This window comes from Natronohydrobacter thiooxidans (genome assembly GCF_001884735.1).
GTDB classification, from domain to species: Bacteria; Pseudomonadota; Alphaproteobacteria; order Rhodobacterales; family Rhodobacteraceae; genus Roseinatronobacter; species Roseinatronobacter thiooxidans_A.
This window is the reverse complement of record NZ_MJAP01000034.1, coordinates 113,840-129,094: the sequence shown is the minus strand read 5'-3', so window position 1 is coordinate 129,094 and position 15,255 is coordinate 113,840. Positions and strand designations below refer to the sequence as shown.

Sequence of the window (15,255 nt, the reverse complement as noted above, 5' to 3'; positions counted from 1 at the left end):
ATCACCCGCCTCGCGCCAAGGCGTTTACTCTAGGCAACCCGCAGTTAATGAACTGTTAAGACCGATGCCGCATCACGCGCCATAGGGCACCCAGATGGTCTTGATCTGCACCGCCGCCTGCAGGAAGTCGGCCCCCTGTGCCTGCGCGTCTGGCACGGTCCAGACCGGTTTCAGATTTCCCGCCGACGCCCGCTCGACCGGCCCCGTCAGCGCAGGCTCGGCACACCAAAGGGCCCCAACGTCATCATGCGCGGCGAGCGTCTCCGCCAGTTCCCCCACCGGGCCCGAGACGATATTGACCACCCCGCCCGGAACATCCGAACAGGCGAAAACCTGCGCCAGTTCCAGCGCCGCCAAGGGCTGTGCCTGCGCCGGGATCGCCACAACCCGGTTGCCCAGCGCAATCGCAGGCAGGACCAGCGACAGGAACCCCGCCAGAGGGGCTTCCTGCCCGCAGATCAGCCCCATCACGCCGTAAGCTTCCTTCATCGCCAGCGTGACATGAGCGCCTTGCGTGTCATGCACGCGGGCATCGAATTTATCGGCCCAGGCCGCATAATAGAAGGCGCGCGCAATCGCGGTGTCGATCTCTTTGGCGCTGGCGAAGGCGCGCAGATCCTGCGCCCGCGCATTCAGATTCTCGGCCAGAAAATACAGCACCTGCGCGCGCTGATGGCCGCTCATCGCGGTCCATTTGCCCGCCTTATGCGCCGCTTCCACAGCGTTGCGGATATCCTTGCGGCTGCCCAGCGGTGCATGGCCGCGCAATTTGCCCTTCTCGACAATCGCATAGCTTTGCCCGTTATCCGCGCGTTTCTGCGCCCCGCCGATATAGAGCTTGTGGGTGCGGTCGATCCCCTCGATTGCGGCAGGTTGCGGCAGCGCGTCGATCCCGGCAGGCGCGCTTGCCTTGCCCAGCGCGGCCCTGGGCCGCAGATAGGCCGCCATCCCCTCGCGCGCGCCTTCGCGCCCGAAACCGCTCTCACGCATGCCGCCAAAGGGCGCGTTCGCGTCAAACAGGTTGGTCGCATTGATCCAGACCACCCCGGCCCGGATCCGCGCGGCCATATCCATCGCGACCGTCAGGTTCTCCGACCAGATCGAGGCCGCCAGCCCATAGCGCGTGTTATTGGCGAGTTCTATCGCCTCATCCGGCGTTCGGAAGGTCGAGACCACGGCAACCGGGCCAAAGATTTCCTCGGTAAAGCAGGGATTTGCAGGCGATACTTCAAGCATCACCTGAGGCGCGATGAAACACCCTTCGGGCGCCGTGCCCGCATGGACCACGCCCCCCGCCGCCACGCCCTGCGCCACCAGATCGCGGATGCGCGCGGCTTGGCGTGGATGCACGATCGCGCCGATATCGGTGGATTTGTCCAAGGGTTCCCCCACGCGCAGCGTTTCCATCCGCGCGCGTAGTTTGCTGGTGAAACGCGCAGCCACGCTTTCCGCGACCAGTATCCGCGAGCCCGCACAACAGACCTCGCCCTGATTGAACCAGATCGCATCGACCACGCCTTCGACCGCTGCATCCAGATCGGCATCGGCGAAGACCAGAAACGGCGATTTGCCGCCCAGTTCCAGCGTCAGCGCCTTGCCGCTGCCCGCGGTCGCGCGCCGGATTTCGCGGCCCACGTCGGTCGAGCCGGTGAAGGCGATCTTGTCCACACCGTCATGCGCGACCAGCGCCGCCCCGGTCGTGCCGTCACCGGTGACGATATTGACCACCCCCTTGGGCAGCCCCGCCTCGATACAGGCTTCGGCAAACAAAAGCGCGGTCAGGGGCGTGTATTCGGCAGGTTTCAGCACCACCGTATTGCCCGCCGCCAGCGCAGGCGCGATTTTCCACGCGAGCATCAGCAGCGGGAAATTCCATGGAATGATCTGCCCGCAGACCCCATGCGGTGCCTGCCCCGGAAATTCCTCGACCACCAGTTCCGCCCAGCCCGCATGGTGGTAGAAATGCCGCACCGCCAGCGGCACATCCCCGTCGCGCGCCTCGCGCAGGGGCTTGCCATTATCCAGCGCCTCCAGCACCGCAAACAGCCGCTCACGCTTCTGGATCTGGCGCGCAATCGCATAGAGATACCGCGCGCGCTGGTGGCCGGAGAGCTTCGCCCATGGCCCTTGCGCCTTGCGCGCAGCCTTCACCGCCGCGTCAATATCCGCCTCGCTGCCTTGCGAGACCTCTGCCAGCACTTCGTCCCGCGCCGGGTTGCGGGTCTCGAACAACGCCGCCGGTTTGGTGAAACCGCCGCCGATGAAATGCCCGAACGGGCCGCGTTTCAGCCAGTCGCGGGCCAGCGTCTCGCTTTCGGGTGCGGGGCCATACTCCATGGTCTCAAGGATCTCCGTGATGGTCGGCATGGGTCTTTCCTCAGGCCAGCGCATGGCGGTGATGGGCGGCGTAGCGCCCGGTCACATGATGCGACAATTGCCGCTCGATATCGGCGAGCATGCTTGAGGCGCCCAGCCGGAACAGATCAGGCCGCAGCCAGTCGCGCCCCAGTTCCTCGCGCATCAAGACCTGCCAGTTCAGCGCGTCCTTGGCGGTTTTCATGCCGCCCGCCGGTTTGAACCCCACGATATGCCCGCTGGCCGCCCGGTAATCGCGGATCGCGCGGCACATGGTCAGCCCCACAGGCAGGGTCGCATTCACCCCTTCCTTGCCGGTCGAGGTCTTGATGAAATCCGCCCCCGCCTGCATCGCCACCATCGAGGCCGCATAGACATTCGTCAGCGTCACCAGATCACCGGTTGCGAGAATCGCTTTCAGATGCGCCGCGCCGCAGGCTTCGCGCATCGCCGCCACCTCGTCATACAGCGCCGCCCAGTCGCCGCCCAGCACATGCGCGCGGGTGATGACGATATCAATCTCTGCCGCGCCCTGATCCACCGCATAGCGAATCTCGGCCAGCCGCAGATCAAGCGGCATCAGCCCCGCCGGAAACCCCGTCGCGACCGAGGCCACCGGGATGCCCGCCCCTTCCAGCGCCTTGACCGCAGGCGCGACCAGCGTCGGATAGACGCAGACCGCACCGGTTTTCGGCATCTCGGGCAGGCCCAGACCGGCGACGATCTCGTCCGACAGGGGCCGCCGCGCCTTGGCGCAGAGACGGCGCACCCGGTCCGGCGTGTCATCGCCCGCGAGCGTCGTCAGATCCATGCAGGCAATCGCGTTCAGCAGCCACGCCGCCTGATGCGCGCCTTTCAGTGACCGCCGTGTCACCAGCGATGCCGCCCGGCGCTCGCTTGCAGGACGGTTGACGCGGGTGAAGACGCTTGTGTCCAGCCTTGTGCCGGGATTGCGGGGATGTGTCATGCCTTGCCTCACCTGTTCTGCCCGCACTATGCGCGAAGCGCAGCCGGATCGGCAATCCCCATCCACGCGTCATTTCCTGCGCAAAGGTTGTTGACGAAACCACTCGGGTATAATAACTGACCGTATCAGTAGGAATTGAGCAGGCCACTGCGAAAGGGAAGCGCAGGCGCGCGGTACCGGGATCCTGTTCCTGCATGGATCTGAAACTGTCCCAAGGGGTGACACCATGAGCTTTCTTCGCAACTCTGTCTTTGCACTGGCCGCCTTTGCCGCGACGCCGACACTGGCAGATCTGACCCTCTATTCCGGCCGTGGTGAACCGCTGGTCGCGCCGATCATCGAAGCCTTCACCGCCCAGACCGGGATCACTGTGAATGTCCGCTATGCGGGCACTGCCGAACTGGCCGTGCTACTGCAGGAAGAAGGCGATGCCTCGCCCGCAGACCTGTACTGGGCGCAGGATGCGACCGCGCTGGGCGCCGTCGCGGAACTGATGCAATCGCTGCCCGAAGCGGTTGTGGGCTCGGTCCCGGCCGCCTATCGCGACGCGGAGAACCGCTGGGTCGCCACTTCGGGCCGGGGCCGGATCATGGCCCGCGCAACCGACCGTGTAAGCGATGACGAGCTGCCCGGCTCGATCTTCGATCTGACCGCGCCCGAATGGAAGGGCCGCGTGGTCTGGGCCCCCACCAATGGCGCGCTGCATGGCCATCTGACCGCCATGCGTGCGGTCATCGGCGAGGAGGAGACCCGCGCCTTCCTTGAAGCCCTGATCGCCAATGAACCGATTGCCGTGCGCAACAACACGGCCATTGTCCAGTCCATCCTGGACGGCGAAGGCGATATCGGCATCACCAACAACTATTATGTCAGCCGCGCCCTCTCGCGCGATGCCGAAGCCCCGGTCGATCAGGCGCTGTTTGACGATGGCGATATCGGCAACCTGCTTCTGGTCGCCGCTGTGGGCGTGCTGAACAGCTCCGGCCATAGCGACGAGGCCGTGCAATTCGTCGAGTTCCTGCTTTCGCCCAAGGCGCAGCAATTCTTCGTCTCGGATGTGCAGGAATTCGAGGTCGTGCCGGGTGCGACAATTCCGACGGGGCGGATGCTGAACATGGAGCAGGTCTTGACCGCAGCGCCGCAAGTTGATCTGAACACCCTGACCGATCTTGAAGGAACGTTGCAGATGCTGCGCGATCTCGGGGTGCTGTGAGCACGCTGACCCAAATCCTGCCGATGGGCCGCCGCATCCCGGCGGCCCGTCTCATCTTTTCCGCCATTGGCCTTGCCATCGGCGCGCTGATGCTCTTGCCGCTGATCTGGCTGGCACTGCGCGCCTTCGAGGCCGATTTCGCCACCGTGCAATCGCTGATCCTGCGCCCGCGCACGCGGATGCTCTTGTGGAACACGGCCCTGCTGGTCGCCTCTGTGCTGGCGCTGTCGACCGCCATCGCCTTGCCGCTGGCCTGGCTCGTCAGCCGCACCGATCTGCGCGGGCGCAGGCTGGTCAACCTGCTCGCGGTGATCCCGCTCGCGACACCGGGCTATGTGATGGCCTATGCGCTTCTGGGCCTCTCGGGGCGGTCGGGCTTCATGGCGCAGGTCTTTGACTATACGCTGCCGCGCATCGACGGGCTGCTGGGGGCGACGCTGGCGCTCTCGCTCTATACATTCCCCTATATCTATCTGAACCTGCGCGCCGGGTTTTCCGGTTTCGACCAATCACTGGAAGAAGCCGCCCGCGCATTGGGCGCCACCCCGCGCGAGGTCTTCACCCGCGTCACCCTGCCCCATCTGATGCCCGCGCTGATGGCGGGCTGGCTGGTCGTGGGGCTTTATGTCATCGGCGATTTCGGCGCGGTCGCATTGATGCGCTACGAGGCGTTCAGCTACGCCATCTATATCCAGTATTCCGCCGCGTTTGATCGGGTCTATGCCGCGTGGCTGGCGCTGATCCTGATTGCCATCGCCCTGTCCGTGGTCTGGTGGGAAAGCCGGTTGCGCGAAGGCGCGCATTACGCGCGCACCGGATCGGGCACCGGGATCGGGCGGCGCAGGCTGACCCTCGGGCCGCTGGGGCAAGCCTTGGGCTGGGGCTTCGTCGGGGTCGTGGTGCTCGCCTCAATCGGGCTGCCAGTCGCGGTGCTCAGCTTCTGGATGGTGCGGCTGGATGACCTGCCTGCCGTGCTGCCCGCGCTGATCCGCGCCTTTTCGCAATCGCTATCGGTCGCGGTCCCTGCTGCCCTGATGGCGGCGGCCATGGCCCTGCCGGTCGCGGTGCTGGCCGTGCGCTACCCCTCGAAGCTTTCGACCTTCATCAACCGGCTGGCCTTTGTCGGCTATGCCGTGCCCGCGCTGGCCTTTGCGCTGGCCTTCGTCTTCTTCTCGCTCAACGCTGCACGCTTCCTCTATCAGACGCAACTCCTGCTGGTGACGGTCTATGCGCTCAGCTTCCTCGCGCTCGCGCTCGGCCCGATCCGTTCCGCGCTCTATCAGGCGCGACCTTCGGTCGAGGAAGCCGCGCGCGCGCTGGGGCATGGCCCCTTCTCGGTCTTCGCCCGCGTCACCTTGCCCACGATCCGCCCCGGTGTCATCGCGGGCATGGTGCTGGTTTTCGTCATCGCCATGAAGGAATTGCCCATCGCCTTCCTGCTCGCGCCGACCGGGTTCCGCCCTCTCTCGATCACCATGTTCTCGCGCACCTCCGAGGGCATGCTGATGGAGGCCGCCCCCTATGCCGCCGCGATCATGGGCTTTTCGGCCCTTTTCGTGGGCGTCGTTTTGCGCCATGACAAGAAGGGCGGATAGCGCGCGATGAAGGATGAAATGCCAAACCTGCCCAAGACCCTCTCATTCAAGATGCCCGCCGAAGCCTCGCCGCTGGGCTATCGGGTCAAACCGAAAAAGACGCTTCTGAGCGTGGAACGCCTGCGCAAATCCTTTGCCAAGGGCGAGTCCGCCGCCGTCGAGCGCGTGAGCATCGATCTGGGCGAAGGCGAGATGCTGGCACTGCTGGGCCCGTCAGGCTGCGGCAAGACCACGACGCTGCGCATGATCGGCGGGTTTGAAACCCCGGATGAAGGCCGCATCACGCTCCGCGGGCGCGATATCACCCACCTGCCCCCCGAAGCGCGCGGCATCGGTTTCGTGTTTCAGGATTATGCGCTGTTTCCGCATCTGAATGTGCTCGACAATGTGAAATTCGGCCTGCGCAAACTGCCCCGCGCTCAGGCCGAATCCCGCGCCCGCGACATGCTGGCGCTGGTCGGGCTGGAGGCGCTTGGCGCGCGCAAACCGCATGAGTTGTCAGGCGGGCAGCAACAGCGCGTGGCCTTGGCGCGCACGCTGGCCGTTGCCCCGCCGCTGGTGCTGCTGGATGAGCCCTTCTCGAATCTCGACGCCGCCATGCGGGTCGAAACCCGGCAGGAAGTGCGCAAATTGCTGAAAGAAGCCGGATCCGCCGCGATCCTTGTCACCCATGATCAGGAAGAGGCCATGGCCGTCGCCGACCGGATCGCGGTGATGGAAAAGGGGCGCGTGCTGCAGATCGGCACCCCGGACGAGATTTACCGCAACCCGGTTTCGGCTTTCGTGGCCTCTTTCATGGGGCGCTCGAATATCCTGACCGGCACCGCCTCGGGGATGGAGGTCAAGACCGAATTCGGCACCCTGCCGCTGTCACGCGCGGCCAATGGCGCGGTGTCGCTGTCCGTGCGGCCCGAGCAGATCATGCTCGAACCCGATCCCGAGGGCCCGGCCTCGGTCGTGGGGCGCGAATTCCGCGGCCATGACCAGCTTTACTGGGTGCAGGAGGGCGAGCGCTGCATGCTGGTGATTTCCGGGGCCGGCGCCATGATCGATGTCGGCGCGCGGGTGCGGCTGCGCATCTGTGACTGCGTGGTGCCGCTGAGCTGACGCGCCGATCAGCGCAAGGGCACCGACGCAAACAGATAGAGCGTATTGAGCCCCGGATTGGGCTGGTAGATCCGCGCACTGGAGCGATGATCCGCGCCAATGCCGTATTCCATGCCATTGGGCTGCGTGATCCCCAGATCAAGCGCTGTGCGGAACTGGACGGGACCGTGCAGATCCTTGCCCGCCCCCTTGCGATACAACCCCGCCATCGAACTGACGCGCAGGAACAGCCCCTGCATCTCCGGCCGGTAAGTATAGGCCGCCCCGGCCCCGATCCAGCCCGCGCCGTTCGCGGCGACCGACAGCCCCAGAACAGGCTGCACCCCATAGAGCAGCGGCGCGCCCATGTAGCGTAGATAGGCTTCAGGGTCGTTGGTTGTCATCTGCTGCCCCAGACTTGCAATCACACGCGGAGAGTCCGCAACAGCAACACTACCGGCAAGGCCGAGGAATAACGCCAGAGCAAGACGCAGGATCACGACAGGGTTCCCGAAATGAGTGGAGAACGATCAGTGGAATACAGAAACCGGAGCATCAAAATTCAACTCCGTGTGAATAGCACAGTCGCGCAGCCCGGCACAGTCAGGATCACTCCGGACGCGTGGCTTTTCAGACCCATGTTGCGCAACTGTTACAGCGCGCCTGCGCCCGCTCAGCGCCGCCAGGGATTGAACCTGACCCCTTTCTTTTTTCCCGCTGCAGGCACGCTGGTTTTCACGAAACGGTAGCGCGCTTCCTCATGCGGTGGGGTACCGTGGCACTTCTCCCAGAAGCTGCGTCCCCCCAGCCGCAGCCAGAGCGGCAGGCAGAAAAGCACGCCCGCGACAAAGCCCCCCGCATGCGCCCAATAGGCCACGCCATCCCCCTCGATGGCCCCGCCAATCCCGCCCAGAAGCTGCAGCACGAACCAACTTCCCAGCACCAGCCAGGCGGGGACCGGGATGATACGGAAAATCACGATCAGAAACAGGAACATATCGACGCGGGCGCGCGGGTAGAACAGGAAATAGCCGCCCAGAACCCCGGCAATCGCCCCGGATGCCCCGACCATCGGAATCGTCGAACCGGGCTCGGTCGCGTATTGCAGCCCCGCCGCCGCAAGACCACAGAGAAGATAGAAGCCAAGGAATTTCCAGTGGCCCCAGACCTCTTCCATATTATCCCCGAAAATCCACAGAAACAGCATGTTGGCACCCAGATGAAACAGGTCGCCATGCAGGAACTGATGCGAAATCAGCGTCTCATATCCCTGCCCGGCGCTGAGCCGCGCAGGCAGCATGCCCCAGTCGTAAAAGAAATGCATCAGCGCGAAATCATCGCTGAACAGCGGCAGATAGAGCGCGAAGATCACCACATTCGCCGCCAGCAGCGCCCAGGTGACATAGGGGCGCTTGTCCGAGGGGTTATGGTCGCGAATGGGGATCAGCATGGGGGGACTTTCAGACGCAAACGGCGCCCGGAGACCCGGACGCCGCGCATATTTTCCTGGGGCGCGGGGTCAATCCGCCGTCAGCAGAGGCGGGTTGTTCCCGGTGATCTGCTTGGCATCCGGCCCTTCGGTGATCAGCACAATGGCCCCGTCGCGCAGCCGCACATGCACCACGCCCCCCTTGGCGAGCTTGCCAAACAGCAGTTCTTCCGCCAGCGGCTTCTTGATATGCTCCTGAATGACACGGGCGAGCGGACGCGCGCCCATCTTGTCATCATAGCCCTTCTCGGCCAGCCATGCAGCCGCATCCTCGCTCAGGTCAATCGTGACATTGCGGTCCATCAACTGCGCTTCCAGTTGCAGCACGAATTTCTCGACCACCATCATGATCACTTCGCGCGGCAGCGGCGAGAAGCTGATGACCGCATCCAGACGGTTGCGGAATTCGGGCGTGAAGGTGCGCTCGATGGCCGCCGTATCCTCACCCTCGCGCCGGTCGCGCCCGAAGCCGATCGCGGCCTTGGCCTGTTCTGCAGCCCCGGCATTCGAGGTCATGATCAGGATCACATTGCGGAAATTCACCGTCCGGCCGTTATGATCGGTCAGCTTGCCGTGATCCATGACCTGCAGCAGGATGTTATAGACATCCGGATGCGCCTTCTCGATCTCATCGAGCAGCAGCACGCAATGCGGGTGCTGGTCGACGCCATCGGTCAGCAAGCCCCCCTGATCGAACCCGACATAGCCCGGAGGGGCCCCGATCAGACGGCTGACCGCGTGTTTCTCCATATATTCCGACATGTCGAAACGCAGCAGTTCCACACCCAGCGTATCGGCCAGTTGCTTGGCGACCTCGGTCTTGCCCACCCCGGTCGGCCCGGCGAAGAGATAGTTGCCGATGGGTTTTTCCGGCTCGCGCAGACCCGCACGCGCCAGCTTGATCGCCGAGGACAGCGCATTGATGGCCGCATCCTGCCCGAAAACCACCCGCTTGAGCGAGGCTTCCAGATCGCGCAGCATCTCGCTGTCGTCTTTCGACACGTTCTTCGGCGGAATACGCGCGATCTTGGCCACCACGGCCTCGATTTCTTTCGGGCCGATGGTCTTGCGGCGCTTGGACTCGGGCAGCAGATGCTGCGCCGCGCCCGCCTCGTCGATCACATCAATGGCCTTGTCGGGCAGCTTGCGGTCATTGATATAGCGCGCCGCCAGTTCCACCGCCTGCTTGATCGCGTCATTGGTGTAGCGAATGTCGTGATGCTGTTCGAAATAGGGCTTCAGCCCCATCAGGATCTTGATCGAGTCTTCAACCGTCGGCTCCACCACATCAATCTTCTGGAACCGGCGCGACAAGGCGCGGTCCTTCTCGAAATGCTGGCGGAATTCCTTATAGGTGGTCGATCCCATGCAGCGCAGCTTGCCACCCTGCAGCGCGGGTTTCAGCAGGTTGGAGGCATCCATCGCCCCGCCCGAGGTGGCCCCGGCCCCGATCACCGTGTGGATCTCGTCAATGAAGAGCACCGCATCGGGGTGATCTTCCAACTCCTGCACCACCGATTTCAGCCGCTCCTCGAAATCGCCACGATAGCGGGTGCCCGCCAGCAGCGCGCCCATATCCAGCGAGAAGATGGTGGAATGCGCCAGAATGGCCGGGGTTTCCCCCTCGACGATCTTCTTGGCCAGCCCTTCGGCAATCGCGGTCTTGCCCACGCCCGGATCGCCCACCAGAAGCGGGTTGTTCTTGCGCCGACGGCAGAGAACCTGAATGCAGCGCTCGACTTCCGAGGCACGCCCGATCAGCGGGTCCACCTCGCCCTTGCGCGCTTTGGCGTTCAGATCGACGCAATATTTGCCCAGCGCGGTTTCCTTGGCCTTTTCTTCGGCCTTGGCGCCTTGCTCGGTCTCTTCCTCTTCCGCGCCCGATACCGACCGGGTTTCGGAATATTTCGCGTTCTTCGCCACCCCATGGGCGATGAAATTCACCGCATCATAGCGCGTCATATCCTGTTCCTGCAGGAAATAGGCGGCATTCGATTCGCGTTCGGCAAAGATCGCGACCAGCACATTCGCGCCTGTCACCTCGTTGCGGCCCGAGCTTTGCACATGGATCGCCGCGCGCTGGATCACGCGCTGAAAGGCCGCCGTGGGCACGGCTTCCGACCCTTCGATATCGGTCACAAGCGAGGACAGCTCTTCCTCGATGAACTCGTGCAGGGTCTTGCGCAGCTCGTCCAGATCGACATTGCAAGCGAGCATCACCCGGCTGGCATCGGGTTCGTCAACCAGCGCAAGCAGCAGGTGCTCAAGCGTTGCGAATTCGTGCCGCCGGGTGTTGGCCAGCGCCAGCGCCCCGTGGATGGATTGCTCCAGAGTGTTTGAAAAGCTCGGCACGTCAGACGCTCCTGTTCCTGGGTGGTCACCGGACAGTCCCCGGTTTCCAGCATCGCCTCTTCTTCTTAAATTTCGGTTTTATTCACCGTCCTTCAAGAGCTTTTTCTTCAACTTTGCCGGATGCAAGGAAATCTGGCAAGTTTCGTGATGATCTGCCTGCGAGATGGTCGTTCAGAACGTGTCTTTCAGGTCGCGCAGATAGGCAAACATCTCGGCATCGGACGCGCTCTCACGCCCATGCGCCTGCTTCAGATAATGCTGCCCGGCGCGAAGAAAAGGGTTCGTCGCCTTCTCCAGCCCAAGCGGCACCACAGCCATGGGGCGGCCCGCCGCGCGGTCGGCGTCAAATCCGGCGACCCGTGCCTTCAGATCGGCATTTTCAGGATCGACATGCAGCGCAAAAGCCGCATTTCCGGCGGAATAATCATGGCCCGAACAGATCAGCGTCTCATCCGGCAGGGCCATCAGCTTGCACAGGCTCTCCCACATCTGCGCGGCACTCCCCTCGAACAGCCGCCCGCAGCCCAGCGCCATCAGACTATCGGCGGTAAAGGCCAGACGGCTCTCGGGAAAGTGAAAGGCGATATGGCCGACCGTATGCCCCGAGACCTCGATCACCCTGCCCTGCGCCGCACCCAGGGTCACGCTGTCGCCCTCGTCCAGCGCATGATCAAGCGGCGGCAGACGATGCGCATCCGCGCGCGCGCCCCAGACCGCCGCGCCCGTATCCTCGCGCAGGCGCATCACCCCGCCGATATGGTCATCATGGTGATGGGTGATGAAGATATCGCTCAGCCGGTAGCCCTTGGCGTCAAGCACAGCATGGATCGGGGCCACATCCGGCACATCGACAACACCCGTGCGTCCGGTCTCTGGATCATACAGCAGATAGGCGTAATTATCCCGCAGGCAGGGAATGGCGATCATCTCCAGAGGCATGGCATTTTCCTTGGATTGCGATAAGGTCGGGGCAGTCTGGGACATTCCGTTGCCCGACGCAACCAACAGGACCGGACAGGGCCGCATGCATCAGGACGTCTATTTCCTGCGCGATTTCTACTACACGACCCATCTGGGCCGTGCGGCGCAAAAGGCGATGCGCGATCAGTTGCAACTGCGCTGGCCGTCGGTCACCGGGCTGTCGGTCGCGGGTTTCGGCTTCGCTGCCCCCCTGCTGCGCCCCTTTCTGGAACAGGCCAGCCGCGTCATGACGCTGATGCCCGCACAACAGGGCGTGCTGCACTGGCCTGCCGAGACCGAGAACCATTCGGTGCTGGTCGAGGAAACAAGCTGGCCGCTCGCGTCGGACAGTATCGACCGGCTGGTGGTGCTGCACGGGCTGGAAACCTCGGAACGCCCGGCAGCACTGATGGAAGAGATCGCGCGCGTGCTCAAGGTCGGCGCGCGGGTCATGCTGATCGTGCCCAACCGCTCGGGGCTCTGGGCGCGCAACGAGGGCACGCCCTTCGCCCTTGGCCGCCCCTATTCGCTGCGGCAGGTCGAGGCCTTGCTGCGCGAACATGGCTTTGCGGTCAACGCGACCTCCAGCGCGCTGTTCTTTCCGCCAAAGGATCGCAAGAGCTGGCTGAGCTGGGCCATGGTGCTCGAAAATCTGGGCCAGCGCCTGCCGCGCTACCCTGCAGGCGGCGTGTTGCTGGTCGAGGCCACGCGCATCCCGGACGCGCCCGGCGCCTCGGGACTGGCGGTGCGCGAGCGCAAACCGCTGCGCATTCTGGACCCGGTGCGCCCGACTGTCACCCGCCCGGCCTGGCGGATCCGGACGGAAATCGGGCCAAAACAAGGATGACAGAATCAGCTTTCCCGCACATGCTGCGCCCCGCCGGGCGGGGCGCCTGCGCGCGCTATATACGCCGCAAGGGGCGTTGGTAGCGCAAGCCTGAGGCGGATTGTCGCAGAAGCGTGTGAATTAATCGTCCCATCGCTTACAAGAACGTGACCTTGGCGGTTGCAGCATCAAAACCCCTCTGCTAAACCCGCGCCGAATTCACATGCCGCGTCGTAAGTAGCAGTCATCGCATCAGGCCAGCGCGAGGTCTGGGTGCAGAACAGATGGAAGGGTGGACGTGTCCGAACCAGCTTCGATCTCCTCTGGTGTAGCCCAGCGCTATGCCACGGCAATCTTCGAATTGGCCAAAGAGTCCAAATCTCTCAAATCCCTCGAAAGTGATGTCAATGCGCTGGATGGCGCGCTGACCGAAAGCGCCGATCTGCGCAGCCTGGTCACCTCGCCGGTCTATTCGCGCGACCAGGTGGCCAATGCGATTACCGCTGTTGCAAAGAAAATGAAGCTTTCGCAGACCGTCACCGGCGCGCTTGGGCTGATGGCAAACAAGCGGCGCCTGTTTACGCTGCCGCAAGTGCTGGCCAGCCTGCGCGCCCTGATTGCCGCCGAGAAAGGCGAGATCACCGCCGAGGTCACATCGGCAAAGCCGCTGAGCACCGCACAGCAGGCCGATCTCGTGAAAACGCTGAAAGCGCGTGTCGGCAAGGACATCAATCTCAAACTGGCCGTCGATGAAACCCTCATCGGCGGTCTTGTCATCAAGGTGGGCTCGCAAATGATCGACAGTTCGATCCGCGCGAAGCTCGCGGCCCTCAAGAACAGCATGAAAGAGGTCGGATAATGGGTATCCAAGCTGCTGAGATTTCTGCCATCCTCAAGGAGCAGATCAAGAACTTCGGTCAGGATGTCGAAGTTGCCGAAGTGGGCCGTGTGCTCTCGGTCGGTGACGGGATCGCCCGTGTGCATGGTCTGGACAATGTTCAGGCCGGCGAGATGGTCGAGTTCCCCGGCGGTATCCGCGGGATGGCGCTGAACCTTGAAACCGACAATGTGGGGATCGTGATCTTCGGCGATGACCGCGGCATCAAAGAAGGCGATACCGTCAAGCGCACCAAATCCATCGTGGACGTGCCGGTGGGTGATGGCCTGCTGGGCCGCGTGGTGGACGGGCTTGGCAACCCGATCGACGGCAAAGGCCCGATCGAGGCGTCCGGCCGCGCGATTGCCGATGTCAAAGCCCCCGGCATCATCCCCCGGAAATCGGTGCATGAACCGATGGCAACCGGCCTGAAATCGGTGGACGCGATGATCCCGATCGGCCGTGGCCAGCGAGAACTGATCATCGGCGACCGTCAGACCGGCAAGACCGCTGTGGCGCTCGACACGATCCTGAACCAGAAAAGCTATAACGAGGCTGCTGGCAGCGACGAGTCGAAGAAACTCTACTGCATCTATGTCGCTGTGGGCCAGAAGCGCTCGACCGTGGCGCAGCTGGTGAAGAAGCTGGAAGAAACCGGCGCGATCGAATATTCGATCGTCGTCGCGGCTACCGCGTCCGATCCGGCACCGATGCAGTTCCTTGCCCCCTATGCCGCCACCTCGATGGCCGAGCATTTCCGCGACAATGGCCGCCACGCGCTGATCATCTATGATGACCTGTCGAAACAGGCCGTGGCCTACCGCCAGATGTCGCTCTTGCTGCGTCGTCCGCCGGGCCGCGAAGCCTACCCCGGTGACGTGTTCTACCTGCACTCCCGCCTGCTGGAGCGTTCTTCGAAACTGAACGAGGATTTCGGCTCGGGCTCGCTGACCGCACTGCCGATCATTGAAACTCAGGGCGGCGACGTGTCGGCCTTCATCCCGACCAACGTGATCTCGATCACCGACGGTCAGATCTTCCTGGAAACGGAACTCTTCTATCAGGGTATCCGTCCGGCTGTGAACACCGGTCTGAGTGTTAGCCGCGTGGGCTCTTCGGCCCAGACCGACGCGATGAAATCCGTCGCCGGTCCGGTGAAGCTGGAACTCGCACAATATCGCGAAATGGCGGCCTTCGCGCAGTTCGGCTCGGATCTCGACGCTTCGACCCAGAAGCTGCTGAACCGTGGTGCGCGCCTGACCGAGCTGATGAAACAGGCACAGTATTCGCCCCTGACCAATGCCGAGATCGTCTGCGTGATCTTCGCAGGCACCCAAGGCTATCTGGACACTATCGCGGTCAAGGATGTGGGTCGCTTCGAGAAGAGCCTGCTGGCGCATCTGCGCGGCAAGCACAAGGCGCTGCTCGATGACATCACCAACAATGACCGCAAGGTGAAAGGCGAACTGGAAGAGAAGATCCGCGCAGCGCTCGACGAATTCGCGAAAGACTTCGCCTGAGGGCGGGTAAGAGGG

At 63.5% G+C, this 15,255-nt stretch carries 12 protein-coding genes; 6 read left to right on the top strand and 6 right to left on the bottom strand.

Features of this window, described 5'->3' with window-relative positions; all coding sequences use genetic code 11:
• Positions 1-72 precede the first annotated feature (72 nt).
• Together BG457_RS15320 and deoC are read right to left on the bottom strand one after the other, a co-directional pair.
• Positions 73-2,367 (bottom strand): aldehyde dehydrogenase family protein, encoded by a 2,295-nt coding sequence (locus tag BG457_RS15320; protein ID WP_071799220.1) that lies wholly within the window; start codon positions 2,365-2,367, stop codon positions 73-75.
• Positions 2,368-2,377: 10 nt separating this feature from the next.
• Positions 2,378-3,322 (bottom strand): deoxyribose-phosphate aldolase, encoded by a 945-nt coding sequence (gene deoC, locus BG457_RS15315; protein ID WP_071798233.1) that lies wholly within the window; start codon positions 3,320-3,322, stop codon positions 2,378-2,380.
• Between the two features lie 226 nt (positions 3,323-3,548).
• Between deoC and BG457_RS15310 the strand changes: the two genes are divergently transcribed.
• Genes BG457_RS15310 through BG457_RS15300 form a run of 3 tightly spaced genes read left to right on the top strand, consistent with a single transcriptional unit; the run spans position 3,549 to position 7,237 of the window.
• The gene (locus BG457_RS15310; RefSeq protein ID WP_071798231.1) at positions 3,549-4,535 is read left to right on the top strand and encodes an extracellular solute-binding protein; all 987 of its coding nucleotides are present in this window, start codon (positions 3,549-3,551) and stop codon (positions 4,533-4,535) included.
• Complete coding sequence (locus BG457_RS15305; RefSeq protein ID WP_245771018.1) at positions 4,532-6,130, top strand: ABC transporter permease; 1,599 nt, start codon at positions 4,532-4,534, stop codon at positions 6,128-6,130. The genes BG457_RS15310 and BG457_RS15305 overlap by 4 nt, the downstream gene beginning before the upstream one ends.
• Before the next feature lie 6 nt (positions 6,131-6,136).
• Positions 6,137-7,237 carry an ABC transporter ATP-binding protein gene (locus tag BG457_RS15300; RefSeq protein ID WP_139257802.1) on the top strand — a complete coding sequence of 367 codons (1,101 nt, stop codon included), beginning with the start codon at positions 6,137-6,139 and terminating at the stop codon, positions 7,235-7,237.
• 8 nt (positions 7,238-7,245) lie between these two features.
• Here BG457_RS15300 and BG457_RS15295 read toward each other — a convergent pair whose 3' ends face one another.
• The 4 genes from BG457_RS15295 to gloB form a co-directional block, all read right to left on the bottom strand.
• Positions 7,246-7,620, bottom strand: coding sequence for an acyloxyacyl hydrolase (locus BG457_RS15295; protein WP_139257800.1), 375 nt, complete (start codon positions 7,618-7,620; stop codon positions 7,246-7,248).
• Between the two features lie 269 nt (positions 7,621-7,889).
• On the bottom strand, positions 7,890-8,663 hold the full coding sequence (locus tag BG457_RS15290; protein WP_071799217.1) for a rhomboid family intramembrane serine protease: 774 nt from the start codon (positions 8,661-8,663) through the stop codon (positions 7,890-7,892).
• A 72-nt stretch (positions 8,664-8,735) separates the two neighbouring features.
• Positions 8,736-11,057, bottom strand: coding sequence for an ATP-dependent Clp protease ATP-binding subunit ClpA (gene clpA, locus BG457_RS15285; RefSeq protein ID WP_071798227.1), 2,322 nt, complete (start codon positions 11,055-11,057; stop codon positions 8,736-8,738).
• A 171-nt stretch (positions 11,058-11,228) separates the two neighbouring features.
• The gene (gloB, locus tag BG457_RS15280) at positions 11,229-11,996 is read right to left on the bottom strand and encodes a hydroxyacylglutathione hydrolase (RefSeq protein WP_071799216.1); all 768 of its coding nucleotides are present in this window, start codon (positions 11,994-11,996) and stop codon (positions 11,229-11,231) included.
• 85 nt (positions 11,997-12,081) lie between these two features.
• Between gloB and BG457_RS15275 the strand changes: the two genes are divergently transcribed.
• From BG457_RS15275 to atpA, 3 genes are all read left to right on the top strand, one after another.
• Positions 12,082-12,864 carry a class I SAM-dependent methyltransferase gene (locus BG457_RS15275; protein WP_071798225.1) on the top strand — a complete coding sequence of 261 codons (783 nt, stop codon included), beginning with the start codon at positions 12,082-12,084 and terminating at the stop codon, positions 12,862-12,864.
• Between the two features lie 271 nt (positions 12,865-13,135).
• Complete coding sequence (locus BG457_RS15270) at positions 13,136-13,702, top strand: F0F1 ATP synthase subunit delta (protein WP_071798224.1); 567 nt, start codon at positions 13,136-13,138, stop codon at positions 13,700-13,702.
• Positions 13,702-15,240: a F0F1 ATP synthase subunit alpha gene (gene atpA / locus BG457_RS15265; protein ID WP_071798222.1), complete on the top strand. Its 1,539-nt coding sequence runs from the start codon at positions 13,702-13,704 to the stop codon at positions 15,238-15,240. Before BG457_RS15270 ends, atpA begins: the two co-directional genes overlap by 1 nt.
• Positions 15,241-15,255 lie beyond the last annotated feature (15 nt).